Origin of the sequence: Metabacillus idriensis, assembly GCF_050483325.1 — a bacterium.
GTDB lineage: Bacteria > Bacillota > Bacilli > Bacillales > Bacillaceae > Bacillus_P > Bacillus_P idriensis_A.
This window is the reverse complement of the sequence record NZ_JBCMYF010000035.1, coordinates 54,402-75,293: the sequence shown is the minus strand read 5'-3', so window position 1 is coordinate 75,293 and position 20,892 is coordinate 54,402. Positions and strand designations below refer to the sequence as shown.

The following is a 20,892-nucleotide window of genomic DNA, read 5'->3' as shown; positions in this document are numbered from 1 at the left end:
GTGTTAAACAAGATTTATGACTGGGTTGATGAACGTTTGGATATTACGCCGATGTGGCGGGATATAGCTGACCATGAAGTGCCAGAGCACGTAAATCCTGCGCACCATTTTTCAGCATTCGTATACTGCTTTGGCGGTCTGACGTTCTTTGTAACCGTTATTCAAGTTTTATCAGGCATGTTTTTGACGATGTACTATGTTCCCGATATTAAAAATGCATGGGAATCTGTTTATTATCTGCAAAATGAAGTCGCTTTCGGACAAATTGTCCGCGGCATGCATCACTGGGGAGCGAGTCTCGTTATCGTTATGATGTTCCTACATACACTGCGGGTATTTTTCCAGGGTGCCTACAAAAAACCTCGTGAACTTAACTGGGTAGTTGGCGTTTTAATTTTCTTCGTTATGTTAGGGTTGGGCTTCACAGGTTATTTATTGCCTTGGGATATGAAAGCGCTATTTGCCACAAAAGTTGGTCTTCAAATCGCTGAAGCAACACCGCTTATCGGCACTCAAGTAAAAACATTGCTTGCAGGCCATCCGGAGATCGTCGGTGCACAGACATTGACGCGTTTCTTTGCCATCCATGTGTTCTTCCTGCCGGCAGCTTTATTTGGATTAATGGGAGCTCACTTCATCATGATCCGCAAGCAGGGTATATCTGGACCTCTATAAAATAATCGATGAGATAATAACCGCAAGTGCATTCTAGTTCATTTGCGTAACTGCCAAAGAAGGAGGGGAAATCATGCATCGCGGAAAAGGGATGAAATTTGTTGGAGATTCACGTGTTCCAGCTGAAAGAAAACCGAATATTCCAAAAGATTATTCAGAATTCCCAGGTAAAACAGAAGCATTCTGGCCAAACTTTTTATTAAAAGAATGGCTTGTTGGCGCCGTTTTCCTGATCGGGTATTTATGTTTGACTGTGGCGCATCCATCGCCGCTTGAACGTGTTGCAGATCCTACTGACACTGGATATATTCCATTGCCGGACTGGTATTTCTTATTCTTATATCAATTGCTGAAATACACATATGCCGCAGGTCCTTATACTGTAATCGGGGCATTTATTATGCCGGGACTTGCATTCGGAGCATTGCTTCTGGCACCGTTTATTGACCGCGGACCTGAACGCAAGCCTTCGAAGCGTCCTGTAGCTGTGGGTATGATGCTGCTTGCTGTTGCAGCAACTATTTTCTTAACTTGGGAATCTGTTGCCTCCCATGATTGGGAAGCAGCTGCAGAGCAAGGAAAAATTAAAGCTGAAGCTGAAATTGATAAAGAATCAGAAGGCTACAAAATTTTCACTGAACAAACGTGTGTTTCCTGTCATGGCGATAACTTAGCAGGAGGAGCTGCCGGTCCATCTTTAGTGGATACAGGGTTAAGTCCTGAAGAAGTTGCAAAAATCGCAAAAGAAGGACAGGGCGGAATGCCGGCTGGCATCTTTAAAGGCACGGATGAAGAATTGAAAGTGCTTTCTGAATTTGTTTCAAGTGTAACAGCAAAATAAGTGAAAAGCTGACCAAAAAGTCAGCTTTTTTTCTACGTTTAAGGATAGACCATATTTGAGAATGAAAGTAGTTGAACAAAGATGAAGTGGTTTCAATACCTTCTTGTTAAACGGCCTTTTTTGTTTATGATGTTCACCGTTAACTTGTTTGGAACAATCTATGGGTATTACTGGTACCGGTACCAGCTGTACGAGACACCGGCTATTTTTTTGCCGTTTGTTCCTGACAGTCCAACAGCTAGCCTGTTTTTCACTATCGTCATGCTTGGTTTTTTATTTAAGAAAAATCTCCCCCTTATTGAAGCACTTGCCATCATTACCCTCTTTAAATACGGGATATGGGCTGTTGTGATGAACCTGCTGGTGCTTAATGAGACAGGTGTTCTCGATCCGGTCGGCTATATGCTCATTCTTTCTCATCTTGGGATGGCTGTACAGGGTCTTCTGTATGCGCCTTTCTACAGATTCAAGGCGTGGCATTTAGCTGCTGCTGCTGTATGGACTCTGCATAATGAGATTATAGACTATGTATTTGGCATGATGCCTAAATACAGTGTTCTGATGAATTATTTGCCAGAAATCGGATATTTCACATTTTGGCTGAGCCTTTTCTCCATTTATCTCGCATACTATTTTGTCGTCAGAAAGAATTCACTGAAACTAAATCTACTGTAACTGCAGACCGCCTTTTGATGTTTGTTTAAAAAGGTGGTCTAACCTTGTCCACTTTTTCATACTTTTTTAGTAGAAGCTGTAGGAGGGACAAGGATGAAAAAAAGAATGATCGTGATGGCAGTTTTCGTTGTTCTGATAGTCGCACTGCCGTATTGGGTTTTAGCAGACCATCATGCTGAACACACGGATAAATGGGACGATTTAAATAAACTCACCGATACAGCTCTTCAGCTGTCAAAGCAAAATCGTTTTGAAGAATCACATCAGCTTATTGATTATTTTCAAAGAGAGTTTGAGAAGGCTGTTAAAGGTGACGGCGGAATTTCAGCGAGAGATATTCGAACGATATCAGCATCACAGCTGACAGCAGCGAAAATGCTGGAGGAGAATGGCATCACTCCTGATGAGAAGGTAAGAGCGCTTATTCAGCTTAGACTGGTGGTTGATGCGGCAGCATCGGAACATCAGCCTCTATGGAGCTCAATGGAAGTGCCTGTCATGTCTGCTTTTTCTCTGGTGAAAGCGGATGTTGAAAGCGGGGATCATCAGTCTTTTCAGCAGAACTGGGCTGAATTCGTCTCGCTTTATGAAACCGTTTATCCAAGCATGATGATGGATCTCGACTCAGATCAGCTTAAAAGAATGGAAGCACATAAATCCGTAGTAGAAGATGCTATTTTCACTCAAATACCGGTAGATTCTCAAGTGAATCAGCTTTCACTGATGGAGGAGGAATTGCAGAATTTGTTTAATCGCGTAAAAGAAGATGAAGCTGATCCTTCATTATGGTGGGTCATGATATCAACCGGCAGCATCATCTTTATGTCACTTACTTATACGGGATGGAGAAAGTACAAAGGCGAAAAAGAGAAAATGAATCGTGAACGTGATATGAACAAATAAAAAGCCTCCGGAAGAGAGGCTTTTTTGGTTTATTCTTATAAGCTACCTGTGAATGGGATTCTTATCCGCATCTAATGTAAATCCTTCACCAAGCACATCATGCACATCGCTGACAGCGACAAATGCATGAGGGTCAACTGAGTTTATGACCATTTTAAGCCGGACAATTTCGTTTTTGCCGACTACACAATACAACACGTTGCGGTCCATCTTAGTGAAAGATCCCTGCCCTTTTAATATGGTTACACCGCGGTCCATCTCAACCATGATTCTGTCAGCTATTTCCCCGTTGTGTTCTGATATAATGGTCGCTCCTTTGGCGGCATAGGCACCTTCCTGCATAAAGTCAATGACTTTCGCTGCAATAAATACCGCAACTAATGTATACATCGCTTCTTTATAGGATAAATAAGTGACAAGAGAGAGGGCAATGACGACAAAATCGAACATGAACATCGTTTTGCCCATGCTGACGCCTTTATATTTATGTACAAGCCTGGCGATGATGTCTACTCCTCCGGTTGTACCTCCGTATCTGAAGATGATTCCGAGTCCGACACCGATAAATACCCCTGCAAATAAAGCTGCAAGAGTCAGATCGTCTTTTAGCGGCATATAAATCTGGAAACGCTGAAACACCCAGAGAAAAACCGATAATGCGACAGTACCGATAATGGTATAGAGGAAGGTTGTCCTGCCAAGCAGCCTCCAGCCGATGAAAAAGATCGGAATGTTCAGCACGAGATTTGAAATGGATGGATCAATATCGAAAATAAAATATAAAAGCAGGGTAATTCCGGTAAAACCGCCTTCAGCCAAATTGTTCTGCATGTTAAAATGAACTAAACCAAATGCAAATATAGCTGAACCAAGTAATATAAAGAAAATATTTCGTATTTTCAGTTGATTGAACATGCTGTACATCATCCTCTGCTCTAAGTCTTAGCGATAATATTATAGATGATGGAAACAAAAGGTGCAATCTGAGCCTGTGTGACGACCTAAAAATTTGTCAAAAAGGCGCTGACCCGCTAACATGGAAAGGAATAAAGGTGAGGTGAGGATCATGGACAATAAAACGATGAAAGAGCTCCAAAAAGAAGTTGACGACTATATTGGGCAATTTAAAGAAGGCTACTTCAGTCCGCTTGCCATGATGGCGAGGCTAACAGAAGAAATGGGCGAACTCGCCCGTGAGATAAATCATACATACGGTGAAAAACCAAAAAAGCAGACAGAACAGGAAAAAAAGATCGAGGAAGAAGCGGGCGATATTTTATTTGTGTTAATATGCCTTGCCAATTCTTTAAATATTGATCTTGAAGAAGCACATAACCTTGTAATGAAAAAATTTAATACAAGAGACAAAGACCGCTGGACCAAAATTGATTCTTAAGGAGAAACAGATATGGAGACAATCAAAATTGTTATTGCAGGACCTAGGGGAAGAATGGGAAGAGAAGCTGTTAAACTTGTGGAAGAGACGGAACACTTCTCACTTGTGGGTGTCATTGATCATAAATTTGAAGGACAAAAGCTCAGTGGATTAGATGATTTTAAAAGCAATGCCATGATCTACACGGATATTGAGAAATGCTTTTCTGAAACGAATCCGGACGTTTTAATTGATCTGACAACACCTGAAATCGGGAAAATACATACGAAGAAAGCGCTTGAATATGGAGTAAGGCCTGTTGTTGGGACGACTGGATTTTCCGATGCCGATTTAAAGGAACTTGAAGAGCTGACAGAAGACAGAGGAATTGGTGCCATTATCGCGCCGAACTTTGCCATTGGAGCAATATTAATGATGAAATTTTCACAAATGGCTGCAAAATACTTCAGTGATGTAGAAATCCTTGAAATGCATCACGATCAAAAGCTTGATGCACCTTCTGGCACAGGACTGAAAACAGCCGAAATGATTTCCGCTGTGAGAGAGGCAAAAGAACAGGGCCATCCAGACGAAAAAGAAACATTAGCGGGAGCACGGGGAGCAAATTATCAGGGAATTCATGTCCACAGCATCCGCCTGCCAGGGCTTGTCGCTCATCAGGAAGTCTTGTTTGGAGGGGACGGGCAGACATTATCCATCCGTCATGATTCTTTTAACCGGGCATCCTTCATGTCAGGGGTAAAATTATGCGTGGAGCAAATTATGAAACTGGATGTATTGGTTTACGGGCTTGAAAATTTAATCGACTAAAGGGGAATGTCTGATGAATATTGCACTCATAGCTCACGATAAGAAGAAAAATGATTTAATTCAATTTACGATTGCATATAAAGGGATTCTTGAGAAGCACAAGCTGTATGCAACAGGAACGACCGGTTTTAAAGTTTCTGAAGCAACAGGACTTAGTATTCACCGTTTTCAATCAGGTCCTCTTGGCGGCGATCAGGAAATTGGAGCGTGCATTGCCAACAATGCCATGGATATGGTCATCTTTTTCAGGGATCCGCTTACTGCTCAGCCGCATGAGCCTGATGTTACAGCCCTTATTCGTTTATGTGATGTATATGCCGTTCCGCTTGCGACAAACATGGGAACTGCTGAAATCCTAATCCGCGGACTTGAACGCGGTGATTTGAAATGGAGATCAATTGTAAATGACAAAGAAATCGAAGACGACTATGGAAAAGAGTAAGCTTGATATCCTTGCCTTTGGAGCTCATCCTGATGATGCTGAAATCGGAATGGGAGGAACTCTTGCAAAATACGCGGAGCAGGGCTTCAAAATTGGCATTTGCGATTTAACAGAAGCAGAGCTGTCATCCAATGGTACTGTAGAACTAAGGCAGGAAGAAGCAGAACGTGCATCGAGTATACTAGGCATACATAAACGTATTTTTCTGAATCTGCCAGACAGGGGACTTTACTTAAAAGAACAATATATCGAAAAGATTGTATCAGTCATCCGGGAATATAAGCCGCAGCTTGTGTTTGTACCCTGGTATGAAGACCGTCATCCCGATCACGGAAATTGCGCGAAATTGGTGGAAGAAGCAAGCTTTTCAGCAGGTGTAAAAAAAGTAAGCGAACCTAAAGGCTTTCCCCCTCATCGGGTAAACCGGCTATATTATTACATGATCAATGGATACCATAAGCCGGACTTTGTTGTCGATATAACAGATACAATGGACAAAAAGCTCTCTAGTTTAAGAGCGTATGAAAGTCAGTTTATTAAAAGTGATGCTTCTCTAATCACGCCATTAATTAATGGATACATAGAAAGTGTAGAGAGCAGGGAGCGCTTATTCGGCAAAGAGGCAGGCGTTAAATACGCGGAGGGATTTTTAACAAAATCCCCGATTCTGCTCAACAAAGATTTATTAGGGGACAGATTATGAAAAAATTAAAAATAGGCATAACCTGCTACCCGACAGTCGGCGGTTCAGGTGTGGTTGCGACGGAGCTTGGGAAAAAGCTTGCTGAAAAAGGACATGAGATTCATTTTGTCACAACAAGCAGGCCTTTCCGATTAAACAAAATGTATCACAATATTTTTTTCCATGAAGTAGAGGTCAATCAGTATTCTGTCTTTAAACATCCGCCGTATGATCTTGCCCTTGCAAGTAAAATGGCAGAGGTCGCAAAACGGGAAGAACTTGATTTGTTTCATGTTCACTACGCTGTGCCTCACGCGATTTGCGCGCACTTGGCCAAACAAATGACAGGTGATCACCTGAAGATTGTCACCACTCTGCACGGAACCGATATAACGGTTTTGGGACATGATTTATCCCTTTCGAATATGATCAAGTTTGGTATAGAAGCTTCTGATTCTGTTACAGCTGTTTCAAAAGCCCTTGCTGATCAAACCTATGACCTGCTGAACCCTGATAAAGAAATTCAGACGGTCTATAATTTTATTGATGAACGCATTTATCAAAAACAGGATGCTGCCCATTTGAAAAGCGAATATGGAATTTCAGAAGACGAAAAGGTCATCATTCATGTTTCAAATTTCCGGCAAGTGAAGCGTGTTCAGGATGTTGTCCGTGTTTTTGCGCGTGTTTTAGACAAAGTTAAATCAAAGCTTCTGCTTGTAGGCGATGGTCCTGAAATGACATCTATATGTAAATTGGTCAAAGAACTTGGAATCAAAGAAAACGTCCTCTTTCTTGGGAAACAAAATCACTTGGAAGAGTTATATTCAATCAGTGATTTGAAACTGCTATTATCTGAGAAGGAAAGCTTTGGGCTGGTTCTGCTAGAGGCAATGGCTTGCGGAGTGCCATGTGTGGCTACAAACATCGGCGGCATTCCTGAAGTCATAAAAGAGGGTATTTCAGGATTCTTATGTGATGTAGGGAATATTAAAGAAATTGCCGAAAAAGCAAGCTCCATATTGATGGATAAGCAGCTTTTTGAGCGAATGTCATCAGAGTCCGTGAAAATTGCACGGGAAGAATTTCATTCAAGCCTCATCGTGAAGCAGTACGAGGACCTTTACTACGGATTGCTGGATTCAGGTGAGCATGATGCATGAAGAATTCAAAGAGGCGCTTCCGGTGATCCGAAGGTTAAAAGAACATGGTTTTGAAGCCTATTTTGTAGGCGGTTCTGTCAGGGATCAGCTTCTTAAAAAGGAAATTAAAGATGTAGATATCGCATCTTCTGCAGCGCCGGAACAAGTGAAGGCTCTTTTTGAAAAAACCATTGATATTGGATCTCTTCACGGCACAATGATTGTGATTGTTAATGGCATCCACTATGAAATTACGACCTTCAGAACGGAGTCTGCATATGAAGACAACCGCAGACCAAGCGGTGTCAAATATGTTTCTTCCCTAAAAGAAGATTTGAAAAGACGGGATTTTACTGTAAATGCAATGGCTATGGATGAGGAAGGAAGAATTATTGATTATTTTCAAGGTAAAGAACATGCCGAAGCTAAGCTGATTACAACTGTCGGCAGTCCGCATGAGCGCTTTTCGGAAGATGCCCTGAGAATGATGAGAGCGGTGCGATTTGTAAGCCAGCTTGGATTCTCTTTAAGCAGAGATACGTATGAGGCAATCTGTAATAAAACGCATCTCCTTGAAAAAATTTCTGTCGAGCGAAAAACGGCTGAATTTGAAAAAATCATGGCTGGAGACGGAAGCGGGCAAGCTTTGAAGCTCGTTGCAGATACAGGCATCATTGATTACCTTCCTGGTCTAGAAGGGAAAAAACAGCAGCTGCTGAAAGCTTGTGCCCTCCCAATCAGCCGTTTGTCTTCAAATGAAGAACGATGGACAGCCATGCTTGATGTTTTGGAAATAAGCAGCATTGAAGCGTTTTTAAAAAGCTGGAAGCTTTCCAACCGTCAAATTGAGATGATTGCGAAAAATAGTTTTTATTTGCAAAAAAGGAAGAAAAGGGAATGGACAAGGCTGTCCGTTTATGAGGCAGGCTTGCATTGCACCCTTGAAGCAGAAGCTGTTTATTGTCTATTAATAGGGAAATCACTTACCTGCGGGAGAGAGGCAGAGCTAAAAGCACTTTACGGGAGTCTGCCGATTCACTCTAAAAATGAACTCGCGATCGGCGGAGCTGACCTGATGAAGATCAGCAGCCAAAAGCCAGGCCCTTGGATGGGCGAATTACTTAAAAAGATTGAGCTCGCCGTTGTGAACGATGAAGTCGAAAACAGCAAGGAAGCTATTAAGGAGATGTTAGCATCGTGCAATCTGATTTAAGAACACGATTGTTGCAGGCTTTTTCAGAAGCTGAAGGGGAATTTTTATCCGGCCAAAAACTAAGTGAAACTCTTGGCTGCTCAAGAACAGCAGTCTGGAAGCATATAGAAGATTTAAGAAGCGAAGGGTATGAACTTGAAGCTGTAAGGAAGCGCGGCTACAGAATCACTCAAAAACCTGATAAAATCAGCGGCAATGAAATTCAGCTTGGACTGAAGACAGAATTTATGGGCCGTCATATTCATTTTGAAGAGGTTGTTTCATCCACACAAAAAATTGCCCACTCATTAGCAGGGGATGGAGCAGAGGAAGGAACAATTGTCGTCGCGGATCAGCAGACAGGCGGAAGAGGCAGACTTGCCCGGGCGTGGTACTCTCCAAAGCAGACAGGCATTTGGATGAGCATGATCCTCAGACCGAAAATTCCGATTAACAAAACACCGCAGCTAACCCTGCTAACGGCTGTCGCCCTTATCCAGGCGATTGAAGAAGTAACAGGACTCACACCAGAAATCAAGTGGCCAAATGATATTATGATAAACGGCAAAAAGATTGTCGGCATTTTGACGGAACTCCAGGCAGAAGCAGACAGAGTCCATTCTGTCATCATCGGAGTAGGCATGAATGTCAATCACACGCTAGATCAGTTCCCGGAGGAACTGCAGGCAATTGCTACCTCCATTGCGGAAGAAACAGGAGAACCTGCTGACAGAGCTCAAGTCATTCAGGCCATCATGAAAAACTTCGAAAAGCTCTATACCAGCTATTTGATTCATGGGTTTAAACCTGTAAAGCTGCTGTGGGAAAGCTATGCCATCAGCCTGAATAAAGCTCTTATTGCAAGAACCCTCCATGGCACCATTCGCGGCCGTGCCATCGGAATCGATGATGAAGGTGTGCTCCTTCTTGAAACAGCCGAAGGCAAAATTGAAAAAATTTATTCTGCAGATATCGAAATACAGTCTTAAACATTTACTATTACGTTAAACAATAAAATGGTATCCCCTTTTATTTTCTGTTATAATTCTAGTCGGGTAGTATCCTTTATTGGAACTGCACCTGCACTTAGTTTTATCACATATTTTAATAAAAGTTCTGCCTTGATCCGGAATGCGGACTGGGACAGAGGGATGAAAAACCGGCTGGATACGATTTAGTATAATCCTTCTTCCTATTTGAAGAAGGTTTTTTCATGTCTTTTCGGTTATTAATTCCTCTGCAATTAATGGGAGGGAAAAAGATGAAAACAAGATTGGATTTTATGAAAATGAAGCAGCAGCATGAACCGATTGTGATGCTTACCGCATACGATTATCCTTCAGCTAAGCTTGCAGAAGAGTCTTTAGTGGATATGATTTTAGTCGGTGATTCCCTTGGCATGGTTGTACTCGGCTATGATTCTACTGTGCCGGTTACAGTCAGTGATATGATTCATCACACGAAAGCTGTTAAAAGAGGTGCACCTTCCACTTTCATTGTGACAGACATGCCGTTTATGTCCTATCACTTTTCAAAAGAACAAGCTCTAAAAAATGCAGCTGAAATTATGCAGCAAAGCGGGGCACATGCTGTAAAGGTTGAGGGCGCTGATGATGTGCTTCCAATTATTGAAGCGCTTACAGCGGCAGGAGTACCGGTTGTTGCCCATTTAGGCCTGACACCGCAGTCAGTCGGTGTGCTTGGAGGATATAAAGTACAGGCAAAAGATGCTGAAAGTGCAAAAAAATTAATGCATGACGCAAAACAGTGCGAAGATGCGGGTGCAATCGCTTTAGTGCTTGAATGTGTGCCTAGACAGCTCGCTTCAGAAATTTCAAATAAATTGACCATTCCTGTCATTGGAATCGGTGCAGGATCCGAAACAGATGGACAAGTGCTTGTTTATCATGATGTTCTCGGATACGGTGTTAATCGTGTGCCTAAATTCGTAAAACAGTACGCAAACATCGGCGGACAAATTACAACTTCTTTGAATGAATACGTTCAAGAGGTGAAAAGCAGACAATTTCCTGAACAAAAACATACCTTTACGATGAAAGATGAGGAACTTCAATCTCTTTATGGAGGAACACAAGCCTAATGAATATCATTACATCCATAAGAGAACTGCAGCAGACTATGAAAGAGCATAAAAACTCACAGCAGACAATTGGCTTTGTTCCGACAATGGGGTTTCTTCATGAAGGACATCTGAAATTAATGGATGAGGCAAGAAGCCAGAATGATATCCTGATTATCAGTATTTTCGTCAATCCTCTGCAATTTGGTGAGAATGAAGATTTTGATTCTTATCCAAGAAACATGGAGAGGGACACTCGTCTTGCCAAAGAGGCGGGTGCAGATTATATCTTTGCTCCATCTGTAAATGAAATGTACAAAGATGAGCCTTCCGTTACCGTCAGAGTGGAGAAGCGGACAGACGTATTATGCGGAAAATCAAGAGCAGGCCACTTTGATGGTGTAGCAACAGTGTTAACTAAGCTTTTTAATCTTATCGGACCAGACCGAGCGTATTTCGGGATGAAGGATGCTCAGCAGGTGGCGGTTGTCAGCGGGCTTATTTCAGACTTTCATTTCCCTGTTAAGCTTGTTCCCGTTCAGACTGTAAGGGAAAGAGACGGACTTGCTAAAAGCTCCCGCAACGTTTATTTATCAGAAGAAGAAAGGGAGCAGGCCCCGCATCTTTATAAAGCCCTGCAGGCAGGAAAAGATAGGATAATGAAAGGGGAGAGATCCCCGGCAGCTGTTGCTGAATCAGTATCATCCTATCTGTCGGATCATACTGATGGGGTAATTGACTATGTTGAAATCTATTCCTATCCTGAACTTGAGAACTTGGCGGAATTAAAAGGCAGCGTGATTCTCGCCGTTGCTGTCAAGTTTACAAAAGCAAGGCTGATTGATAATATAACAATCGAATTAAATTAAAGTGCAAAAAATTTTATATAGAGAAAAGCAGCGGAGGAGATCATAATGTATCGTACAATGATGAAGGGGAAAATTCACCGGGCAAGAGTTACAGAAGCAAACTTGAATTATGTAGGCAGCATCACTATTGATGAAGATATTCTGGATGCAGTTGATATGCTGCCTAATGAAAAAGTGCAAATCGTCAACAACAACAATGGTGCCCGGTTTGAAACATACATCATTCCTGGTCCTCGCGGGTCTGGCGTGGTGTGCCTGAACGGCGCAGCAGCAAGACTTGTACAGGAAGATGACGTTGTGATTATCATTTCATACGCATTAGTAGCGGAAGAGAAGGTCCTGAATCATGAACCTAAAGTGGCCATCATGAATGAAAAAAATCAGATTGTCGAACTTCTCGGCCAGGAACCTGCGGCAACCATCCTATAAATTTTTAAAAAATCCCCCGATTCTTTGGGGGATTTTGCTTTATAAGTGGTAAAATAACGTTATTGGTTTTTCGATTAATTGAGGTGTATCAAAATGAAACAAAGATTTGTGGTAATAGATGTTGAAACAACTGGAAATTCTCCAAAAAAAGGGGATAGGATTATTCAGCTTGCAGCCGTGGTGATTGAAAACGGCAAGGTGGCAGAGCGTTTTTCAAGTTTTGTCAATCCGCTTAAGCCAATACCGCTTTTTATTGAGCAATTAACCGGTATTTCAAACGAGATGGTAAAGGATGCAGCCCCATTTGAAGTTATTGCTGAAAAGGTTTCGTCTCTTTTAAGTGATGCTTATTTCGTGGCGCACAACGTTCATTTTGATCTTTCCTTTATACAAGAAGAACTCGAACGGAGCGGAATGCAGAGATTTACCGGTCCTGTACTTGATACAGTAGAGCTCTCAAGAATTGTTTTCCCTGGAGCTGACAGCTATAAATTATCTGAGCTGTGCGAAGAGCTGAACATCAAGCATGACAATCCCCATCGTGCTGACAGCGATGCTGAAGTGACAGGGGAACTGTTTATACATATTTTTAAAAAAGCAGCATGTCTGCCACCGGCCACCCTTCAAGCTCTGAAGCGTTTATCACGCTCTTTTATAAGTGATATTGAAGATGTTTTAGAGGATATCATTTCTGAGAGACAGCTTGATCTTAAAGAACCTGAACACATTGAGGTCTTTCGTTCAATTGCAATAAGAAAACAATCCAAAGACGTTCATGATGATAAGTTCAGCGGGATTAATGAAAATTTTAAGACCTTTTCAAGTCGGCTTATGAGCTGCGATGGACCAATTGCGGGGCAATTTGAGCAATATGAAATGCGGACAGAACAAGTGAAAATGATGAATGATATACATGAATCCTTTGTGTCGCATCAGCATGCTTTGATAGAAGCCGGTACAGGAACAGGCAAAACACTTGCTTATTTAATTCCTGCCATATTCCATGCAATGTTTGAGAAGAAACGTGTATTAGTCAGTACATATACAACCGCTCTGCAGCAGCAGGTCATGGCAAAGGAATTTCCGATACTTAAAAAAGCTGTCGATCAGCGGTTTCATATGGCGGTTCTTAAAGGGAAATCTCATTATTTATGTTTGCGGAAATTTGAAAAATATTTGAATGAAGATGATTATAATTACGATAATATATTAACGAAAGCACAGCTCTTAATATGGCTGACCGAAACAGAGACCGGGGATTTTGATGAACTTAATTTGCCGTCTGGGGGCAAATTGCTCTGGCAAAGACTTCATTATGATGAAAAATCATCAAATTCTGCTAAAAATCCATGGCTGTCGCGCTGCTTTTATAAAAGAGCATATGAAAAAGCCAAAAAAGCGGATGTTGTCATAACAAATCATTCCCTTTTGCTTTCAAGTATTTCGTCCTCAAGTGATTTTCTTGATGATATAGATGAAGTAATTATTGATGAAGCACATCATTTTGAGCGAATCGCATGCGAGCATTTAGGCACAAGGATGCACTATTTAACCTTGCAGGCTTTAACCAATCAGCTTGGAAACCTTTATACAGACGGTTTGCTCAGAAGAACACAGCATCTCTTTTCGAAAAATGGATTAAATGATGCCTTCATTGAAATGGATGTCATTATCAAACAGCTTGTTGAAGATAATGGAGTGCTGTTCAGCACCCTGCACAGCTATGTCCTTCAAAATGAAAAAGATGTGCAAACAAACAGAATCACTCACCGTTTTAAGCACAATCAAAAACAGACCAGAAAATGGCTGGCTATTTTAGAGGTTGCAGCCAGAGTGAAATTTCAGCTTCACGATTTGATGACAATCATGAATAAACAAAAAGAAGATTTTCACAAGATAAAAAATGAAGAAGAATCCTTTATTTTATATGAATATTTTGCCATTCTGAATAAATTTGCCGCTGCATACCAGGATTTGGACACACTTTTTTTCAAGGGAAAGAAAGAAGCTGTCAAATGGATTGAAATTGAGTCCCGCGGAGCAAAAAACGCTGTCAGTGTCTATTCACAGCCCGTTTCTGTATCAGAGCAATTAGCAGATGGGTTTTTCGCTGAAATGAAAAGCGTGATCCTTACATCAGCTACTTTGACTGTCGATCATTCTTTCGATTATATGATCAGAGAACTTGGTCTTACTGACTATTATCCAAAAACGCTGATGATTCAATCGCCATTTGTCTATAAAGAACAGGCGAAGTTGATGATTCCTTCAGATTTTCCATCCGTGCAGCATGTGACGCTTGATGAATATACGTCAGCTATAGCAAAAAATGTTTCAGCGATTGCCAAAGCTACAAAAGGCAAGCTGCTCGTATTGTTTACTGCCTACGATATGCTGAAAAAAACGCAGCAGCTGTTAAAGGCTGATTCTGAACTGGAAGATTTTATGATTATGGGTCAGGGAGGCGGCAGCATTTCAAAGCTGACGAAAAACTTCAGGCAGTTTGACCAGGCTATTCTTCTCGGAACGAGCACGTTTTGGGAAGGCATGGATTTTCCAGGTGATGAATTGACAACTCTGATCATCGTGAGACTTCCGTTTTCACCTCCTGATGATCCAGTAGTTGCAGCAAAATGCGAACAGATCACAAAGCAGGGGAAGAATGCTTTTTATCAGTATTCATTGCCTGAAGCGATCCTTAAGTTCAAACAGGGCTTCGGCAGACTTGTCAGAACAGAAAGGGATAAAGGACTGCTCTTTGTGTTTGATAAACGGATTATAGAAGCAAAGTACGGCAGGCACTTTATTGCATCTCTTCCGCCGATTGACGTCCATGTGGAGCCGATGGAGAAGCTTCATGATGAAATTCTCCGCTGGAATCATAAGGAAACCGGCACAGATGCGAACTAGCTTTATCAGCCCGGAAAATTGTATATTCTGCAATCATGAATCAAATGAAAAAAAGCCTGTGTGAGCAGCACAGGCAATGGTGTGGGTAGGAGAAAATTTATTTTCACTAATTGATAATGATACTGTTATAATGGGTACATAAAACAACAACTTGTTGTCTGTATTTGTTAGTGTTGCCCTTTGCGGCGGACATATAAGTTACAATTTTTGTTTTTGCATAGGAGGAATAGGCCGTGGAAAGTAAAATCGAGATTTTATCAACCGTAACAGTAGAACATTCAGATGACCTCTATAAAATAGTCGATGGCTTAAATCGGACATTGAAAAGAGAAAATCTGATGTTTGGGCTTGCGCTAGATCAGGATGATAAAAATAAAGCCGTATTTACGATTTACAGAACGTAGGGATTTAAATCATGGGAAAAAAAATAATCATTACAGCAAGTGCTGCCGCCGTTTTTCTGCTTGTATCACTCGGAGTTTTCTTAAACGTATATCATTCTGCGATGGCTCAAAAAAACGATGGCCATGAAGAAGCGATTGACAGGGCATTGAAAGAAACAGACCTGAAAAATGCCGAAAGTGTTGAAACGTTTAACGGTCTTAAACAGTTTTACGTGATAACAGGCTTGAATAAGTCCGACAAAGCTGTTTACGTATGGGTTCCTGAGAACAGGAAGGAAAAGCCCGTGCTGAAACTTGCCGCAGATGGCATAACTGAAAAAAAGGCACTGGAAATTGTAAAAGCAGAACAAAATCCTGTAAAAGTGATAAGCGTCAAGCTTGGAATGGAAAAGAATGTTCCGCTTTGGGAAGTAAAATATATTGACGATCAAAATCGTTATACATATGATTTAATCAATTTCAGCAATGGTGAACTTAGAAAGCATATCGCCATTAAAAAATAGGGGGACACATCCATGAAATTAGCCGATAGAGTATCTGCATTAACACCTTCATCCACTTTAGCGATCACGGCAAAAGCAAAAGAGCTGAAAGCCGCAGGACATGATGTAATTGGACTTGGAGCAGGAGAACCTGATTTTAATACACCACAGCATATCATTGATGCTGCTGTTCATTCAATGAATGCTGGACAGACAAAATACACGCCTGCAGGCGGACTTGCAGAGCTGAAAAAAGAAATCATCGGCAAGTTTCAAAAAGACCAGCACCTTTCGTACAAACCGGGTGAAATTATCGTCTGCACAGGTGCAAAGCATGCACTATATACACTTTTTCAAGTTCTTCTCAATAAAGGAGACGAAGTGATCATTCCTTCTCCATATTGGGTAAGCTATCCTGAACAAGTAAAGCTTGCTGACGGAGTGCCTGTATATGTGAATGCGCTTGAAGAAAATCAGTTTAAAATGACGCCTGACCAGCTAAAAGCAGCGATCACTGACAAAACGAAGGCCGTCATCATCAATTCTCCAAGCAATCCAACCGGGATGCTTTACTCAAAAGAAGAGCTTGAAGAACTTGGAAACATCTGTATCGAGCATAATGTGCTGATTGTTTCAGATGAAATTTATGAAAAATTGATTTACGGCGAGCATTCTCATGTATCTATTGCTGAGATTTCTGAGAAATTCAAGCAGCAAACAATCATCATAAACGGTGTCTCAAAATCCCATTCCATGACGGGATGGAGAATTGGATATGCTGCCGGAAATGAGCAAATCATTAAAGCAATGACAAATCTTGCAAGCCACAGCACATCTAATCCGACATCCATTGCCCAATATGCATCAATCGCAGCATATGCGGGATCACAGGAACCGGTTAAAGAGATGAGAATAGCATTTGAAGAACGGCTGAACATTATTTATGACAAGCTAGTTTCAATTCCTGGAATTACTTGCTTAAAGCCTCAGGGAGCTTTTTATCTTTTCCCTAATGCAAAACAGGCGGCAGAAAATACAGGGTTTGCAAGTGTAGATGACTTTGTAGAAGCATTGCTTGAAAAAGAAAAAGTGGCGATTGTCCCGGGTTCTGGCTTTGGGGCTCCTGACAACGTAAGACTTTCCTATGCAACTTCTCTTGATACACTTGAAGAAGCTTTGGTCAGAATTGACCGATTTGTAAAAGAAAACAGTGTTCACTAATAAAGGCTCGATCCGTATACTTTCTCGCTTTAAGATTAAGTGTTTAAAACCTAAAGCGGTACGGATTGGAACGAGCAATATTTAGCATCAAAACAAGAAATCAGCTTTAATTTGAGCCGTCATTTGACGGCTCACATTTATGTTTGAATGAAGCATGCAACAAATGTATAATAGCAATTACGTACATATAAAATGATCCGGTTTTTGGAGGGAACAATTACGTGAAAACAACCATTAAAGAAGTAAGCAAATTTGTAGATAAAGAAGTAACAATCGGCGCTTGGATCGCAAATAAACGTTCCAGCGGCAAAATTGCCTTTTTGCAATTGCGGGACGGCACTGGCTTCATCCAGGGCGTAGTCGTAAAAGCGGAAGTAGCTGAAGAAGTATTCCAAACTGCAAAATCAATCACCCAGGAATCTTCCATCTATGTAACAGGTATAGTCAGAGTGGACGAGCGTTCTCCGTTTGGATATGAGCTTGGGGTGACAGGAATTGAAGTTATTCATGAATCTGTAAACTATCCAATTACGCCAAAAGAACACGGCACAGAATTTTTAATGGATCACCGTCATTTATGGCTGCGTTCGAAGCGTCAGCATGCCGTGATGAAAATCAGAAATGAAATCATCCGTGCAACATATGAGTTCTTCAACAAAGAAGGTTTCTCAAAAGTTGATCCGCCAATCTTAACAGGCAGCGCTCCTGAAGGGACTTCAGAGCTTTTTGCTACGAAATATTTCGATGAAGATGCTTATCTTTCTCAAAGCGGTCAGCTTTATATGGAAGCTGCAGCAATGGCACTTGGAAAGGTTTTCTCATTCGGACCGACGTTCCGTGCTGAAAAATCAAAAACAAGACGCCACTTGATTGAATTTTGGATGATCGAGCCTGAGATGGCTTTTTATGAATTCGAAGACAACCTGGTTGTACAGGAGAATTATGTTTCTTATATCGTCCAAAGCGTTCTTGAAAACTGCAAGCTTGAACTGACAACACTTGGACGTGATACAGCGAAACTTGAACAAATCAAGGCGCCTTTCCCAAGAATCTCCTATGACGACGCCATTAAATTCTTGAATGAAAAAGGATTTGATGACATTAAATGGGGCGATGATTTTGGTGCTCCGCATGAAACAGCTATCGCAGAAAGCTTTGATAAACCGGTATTCATTACGCATTACCCGACAGGCATTAAGCCTTTCTACATGCAGCCAGCTCCTGACCGTGATGACGTCGTCCTCTGTGCAGACTTAATCGCACCAGAAGGCTACGGGGAAATTATCGGCGGATCACAGCGCATTCACGATCACGAACTTCTTAAGCAGCGCATTGAAGAGCACGATCTATCTCCGGAAGCATACCAGTGGTACCTGCAGCTCCGTGAATTCGGTTCTGTTCCGCATTCAGGATTCGGCCTTGGCCTTGAGCGCACAGTTGCCTGGATCAGCGGCGTAGAACACGTACGCGAATCCATTCCGTTCCCGCGTTTGCTTAACAGATTATATCCATAATAATAAATGTGAGTCTCCTTGATAGGAGGCTCACATTTTGTTTTCATGCTCGCAGCAGCAGGTTTAAATTTCCTAGTTTTTATAAATAAGGGAGCCGGACAGGCGGTTCCGCTTTTCCATGAAAGTCCATCACCGTTTTTCTGCTTAGACATGTTATACTATTTTAGGTGAGGTGACTCGTTATGAATAAAGAGCAATTTGTTAACATGCAAGAGCAGGGTACGCTGTCTGTGCCTGCAGCATTAATTATGCATTATCATCAAATCGGAGTAAAAGAAGAGGAGCTTGTTTTGCTTCTTCAAGTCAATCTCCATCTTCAAAACGGAAATCAGTTTCCAACTCCCAGTGAATTATCAAGCCATATGTCCGTTTCTGTATCTTCATGTACATCCCTTCTCAGAAGCTTGCTGCAAAGAGGATTTATAGACATTGAGGAATATGAGCAAGCTTCCATCAAATACGAACGGTACTCTCTGAAACCTCTTTGGAGCAAAATATATGATTTTATGCTGATGAAAGATGACAAAAAAGCAGAAGAAAAACAGCAGCAGGAAAACGTGAATTTATACCCGGTATTTGAAAGTGAATTCGGAAGGCCTCTTTCACCGTTTGAAGTTGAAACACTTTCTATTTGGATGGATCAGGATTATCATGATCCAATGATCATAAAAGCAGCTTTGAAAGAAGCCGTCATATCAGGTAAACTAAACTTCAGATATATTGACAGAATCTTATTTGAGTGGAAGAAAAATGGAATCCGGACAATCGATCAGGCGCACAATTACGGCAAGCGATTCCGGCAGCAGCAATCAGAGCCCCAAAAGCAAAATCAATCAGATGAAGAATATAAACGAAAAGTGCCGTTTTATAATTGGCTGGAAAGTTAAACTTATAAAAAGATGTTTACAAACAATAATTAAACAGGTGATCGCATGCTGAATATGAAACAAATCAGAGAAGTACTTGATACAATCGGTGAGCTGTTTCCTGATGCACATTGTGAGCTGAATCACAGCAACCCTTTTGAACTTGTCATCGCAGTTGCCCTGTCTGCACAGTGTACAGATGTCCTGGTCAATAAAGTGACGAAACAGCTTTTTGAAAAATATAAAACGCCTGAGGATTATCTGGCTGTGCCGATTGAAGAACTGCAAAATGACATCAGATCGATTGGCTTATATCGCAATAAGGCGAAAAACATTCAAAAACTGTGCGTCCTTCTTATAGAAGAATATGGGGGAGTTGTGCCAAAGGACAGAGACGAACTGACAAAGCTTCCTGGTGTTGGCCGCAAAACAGCCAATGTCGTGGTGTCTGTTGCTTTTGGCGTTCCTGCTATTGCAGTTGATACACACGTTGAGAGAGTCAGCAAGAGACTTGCTATATGTAAATGGAAAGACTCCGTAATGGAAGTGGAAAAAACACTTATGCGGAAAGTGCCGGCTGAAGAATGGTCGCTTACTCACCACCGCCTCATCTTTTTTGGAAGATACCACTGTAAAGCGCAGGCACCTAAATGCACGGAATGCCCGCTCCTTCACATGTGCCGTGAAGGACAAAAAAGAATGAAAAAAGGAACGGTGCGAAATGCAGCGATTGATTAATCTGCCAGATGCCTTTAAGGCTGAGCCGTTTTTTAGCAAGGATGACTTAACAATCCTGCTGAATTCTGCGGGAACAGCGGAAGAAATAATCAAAGCAAATCCCCTATATTTTGATATTTTCTATAAGGCGAATATGCCTATTGATTTTTATCCTTGGAAAAATCCAGAATTAAGCATCCGAATCCTGGAAGATGAATGGCTGTCAATAAAAGAGACAATCAAAAGCGGGATCTCATCGAATAGAAGGAAAGCTGATAAAGGACAAATGATTAAAGGAATCTCCATTTTGATCTGTATGATTCATTGGAGCAATGATATTCCAGTCCATCATCTTCATATAGAGGGTTATGATTTAACATCGTTTGCTGCAAAACCGGTCAATTTGTCTGAAAGACTGATGTATGTGCTTTTAAAACCGGAACAATTCCATTCTTTTATTCAGCTCGATCAGCTTATTGAAGAAACAGCTAAACAATATCATAAAAAAAGGGCTATGAGCATCCGAACTAAATAAAACGCAAGGGTCCATTTTGGGTCCTTGCGTTTTTATATGAATGAAATGATGACATTCTCATTTTTCAGAATCATAAAAAACCCCTCTGCCGAAGCAGAGGGGTTTCT

Annotated in this window: 23 protein-coding genes; 22 read left to right on the top strand and 1 reads right to left on the bottom strand. The window is 41.4% G+C overall.

All coding sequences use genetic code 11. From position 1 onward, the window contains the following. From qcrB to ypjB, 4 genes are all read left to right on the top strand, one after another. Window positions 1–675 carry a menaquinol-cytochrome c reductase cytochrome b subunit gene (gene qcrB, locus ABEQ24_RS20730; RefSeq protein ID WP_029280290.1) on the top strand — a complete coding sequence of 225 codons (675 nt, stop codon included), beginning with the start codon at window positions 1–3 and terminating at the stop codon, window positions 673–675. Window positions 676–748: 73 nt separating this feature from the next. Beyond that, window positions 749–1,516: a c-type cytochrome gene (locus ABEQ24_RS20725; RefSeq protein WP_430008557.1), complete on the top strand. Its 768-nt coding sequence runs from the start codon at window positions 749–751 to the stop codon at window positions 1,514–1,516. Between the two features lie 81 nt (window positions 1,517–1,597). Further along, the gene (locus ABEQ24_RS20720) at window positions 1,598–2,191 is read left to right on the top strand and encodes a DUF1405 domain-containing protein (protein ID WP_430008556.1); all 594 of its coding nucleotides are present in this window, start codon (window positions 1,598–1,600) and stop codon (window positions 2,189–2,191) included. Window positions 2,192–2,284: 93 nt separating this feature from the next. Continuing rightward, the gene (gene ypjB / locus ABEQ24_RS20715) at window positions 2,285–3,094 is read left to right on the top strand and encodes a sporulation protein YpjB (RefSeq protein ID WP_430008555.1); all 810 of its coding nucleotides are present in this window, start codon (window positions 2,285–2,287) and stop codon (window positions 3,092–3,094) included. Between the two features lie 42 nt (window positions 3,095–3,136). Here the strand turns inward: ypjB and ABEQ24_RS20710 are convergent, their stop codons facing one another. Beyond that, complete coding sequence (locus tag ABEQ24_RS20710; RefSeq protein WP_430008554.1) at window positions 3,137–4,009, bottom strand: YitT family protein; 873 nt, start codon at window positions 4,007–4,009, stop codon at window positions 3,137–3,139. Window positions 4,010–4,160: 151 nt separating this feature from the next. Here ABEQ24_RS20710 and ABEQ24_RS20705 point away from each other — a divergent pair, with 151 nt between their 5' ends. From ABEQ24_RS20705 to ABEQ24_RS20620, 18 genes are all read left to right on the top strand, one after another. Next, the gene (locus ABEQ24_RS20705; RefSeq protein ID WP_430008553.1) at window positions 4,161–4,490 is read left to right on the top strand and encodes a nucleotide pyrophosphohydrolase; all 330 of its coding nucleotides are present in this window, start codon (window positions 4,161–4,163) and stop codon (window positions 4,488–4,490) included. 12 nt (window positions 4,491–4,502) lie between these two features. Beyond that, window positions 4,503–5,300 carry a 4-hydroxy-tetrahydrodipicolinate reductase gene (gene dapB, locus ABEQ24_RS20700; protein ID WP_430008552.1) on the top strand — a complete coding sequence of 266 codons (798 nt, stop codon included), beginning with the start codon at window positions 4,503–4,505 and terminating at the stop codon, window positions 5,298–5,300. 13 nt (window positions 5,301–5,313) lie between these two features. Then, window positions 5,314–5,742 carry a methylglyoxal synthase gene (gene mgsA, locus ABEQ24_RS20695; protein ID WP_430008551.1) on the top strand — a complete coding sequence of 143 codons (429 nt, stop codon included), beginning with the start codon at window positions 5,314–5,316 and terminating at the stop codon, window positions 5,740–5,742. Continuing rightward, window positions 5,705–6,445: a bacillithiol biosynthesis deacetylase BshB1 gene (gene bshB1, locus ABEQ24_RS20690; RefSeq protein WP_430008550.1), complete on the top strand. Its 741-nt coding sequence runs from the start codon at window positions 5,705–5,707 to the stop codon at window positions 6,443–6,445. Before mgsA ends, bshB1 begins: the two co-directional genes overlap by 38 nt. Further along, window positions 6,442–7,587 (top strand): N-acetyl-alpha-D-glucosaminyl L-malate synthase BshA, encoded by a 1,146-nt coding sequence (gene bshA / locus ABEQ24_RS20685; protein ID WP_430008549.1) that lies wholly within the window; start codon window positions 6,442–6,444, stop codon window positions 7,585–7,587. The genes bshB1 and bshA overlap by 4 nt, the downstream gene beginning before the upstream one ends. Then, window positions 7,580–8,779: a CCA tRNA nucleotidyltransferase gene (locus ABEQ24_RS20680; protein ID WP_430008548.1), complete on the top strand. Its 1,200-nt coding sequence runs from the start codon at window positions 7,580–7,582 to the stop codon at window positions 8,777–8,779. Before bshA ends, ABEQ24_RS20680 begins: the two co-directional genes overlap by 8 nt. Continuing rightward, window positions 8,764–9,747: a biotin--[acetyl-CoA-carboxylase] ligase gene (locus ABEQ24_RS20675; protein ID WP_430008547.1), complete on the top strand. Its 984-nt coding sequence runs from the start codon at window positions 8,764–8,766 to the stop codon at window positions 9,745–9,747. Before ABEQ24_RS20680 ends, ABEQ24_RS20675 begins: the two co-directional genes overlap by 16 nt. Before the next feature lie 272 nt (window positions 9,748–10,019). Beyond that, window positions 10,020–10,859 (top strand): 3-methyl-2-oxobutanoate hydroxymethyltransferase, encoded by an 840-nt coding sequence (gene panB / locus ABEQ24_RS20670; protein ID WP_430008546.1) that lies wholly within the window; start codon window positions 10,020–10,022, stop codon window positions 10,857–10,859. Next, complete coding sequence (gene panC, locus ABEQ24_RS20665; RefSeq protein WP_430008545.1) at window positions 10,859–11,707, top strand: pantoate--beta-alanine ligase; 849 nt, start codon at window positions 10,859–10,861, stop codon at window positions 11,705–11,707. The genes panB and panC overlap by 1 nt, the downstream gene beginning before the upstream one ends. Before the next feature lie 45 nt (window positions 11,708–11,752). Further along, window positions 11,753–12,136, top strand: coding sequence for an aspartate 1-decarboxylase (gene panD, locus ABEQ24_RS20660; RefSeq protein WP_430008544.1), 384 nt, complete (start codon window positions 11,753–11,755; stop codon window positions 12,134–12,136). Between the two features lie 93 nt (window positions 12,137–12,229). Then, window positions 12,230–15,046: an ATP-dependent DNA helicase DinG gene (gene dinG, locus ABEQ24_RS20655; RefSeq protein ID WP_430008543.1), complete on the top strand. Its 2,817-nt coding sequence runs from the start codon at window positions 12,230–12,232 to the stop codon at window positions 15,044–15,046. Window positions 15,047–15,279: 233 nt separating this feature from the next. Then, on the top strand, window positions 15,280–15,450 hold the full coding sequence (locus ABEQ24_RS20650) for a YpmA family protein (RefSeq protein WP_070878095.1): 171 nt from the start codon (window positions 15,280–15,282) through the stop codon (window positions 15,448–15,450). Between the two features lie 11 nt (window positions 15,451–15,461). Next, window positions 15,462–15,953, top strand: a complete 492-nt coding sequence (locus ABEQ24_RS20645; RefSeq protein ID WP_430008542.1) for a DUF5590 domain-containing protein — start codon at window positions 15,462–15,464, stop codon at window positions 15,951–15,953. A gap of 12 nt (window positions 15,954–15,965) precedes the next feature. Then, window positions 15,966–17,153: a pyridoxal phosphate-dependent aminotransferase gene (locus ABEQ24_RS20640; protein ID WP_430008541.1), complete on the top strand. Its 1,188-nt coding sequence runs from the start codon at window positions 15,966–15,968 to the stop codon at window positions 17,151–17,153. A gap of 221 nt (window positions 17,154–17,374) precedes the next feature. Beyond that, complete coding sequence (gene asnS, locus ABEQ24_RS20635) at window positions 17,375–18,667, top strand: asparagine--tRNA ligase (RefSeq protein ID WP_430008540.1); 1,293 nt, start codon at window positions 17,375–17,377, stop codon at window positions 18,665–18,667. Between the two features lie 182 nt (window positions 18,668–18,849). Continuing rightward, complete coding sequence (locus tag ABEQ24_RS20630; protein WP_430008539.1) at window positions 18,850–19,554, top strand: DnaD domain-containing protein; 705 nt, start codon at window positions 18,850–18,852, stop codon at window positions 19,552–19,554. 45 nt (window positions 19,555–19,599) lie between these two features. Next, window positions 19,600–20,271 carry an endonuclease III gene (gene nth / locus ABEQ24_RS20625; RefSeq protein ID WP_430008538.1) on the top strand — a complete coding sequence of 224 codons (672 nt, stop codon included), beginning with the start codon at window positions 19,600–19,602 and terminating at the stop codon, window positions 20,269–20,271. Next, complete coding sequence (locus ABEQ24_RS20620; protein WP_430008537.1) at window positions 20,255–20,785, top strand: YpoC family protein; 531 nt, start codon at window positions 20,255–20,257, stop codon at window positions 20,783–20,785. Before nth ends, ABEQ24_RS20620 begins: the two co-directional genes overlap by 17 nt. Window positions 20,786–20,892 lie beyond the last annotated feature (107 nt).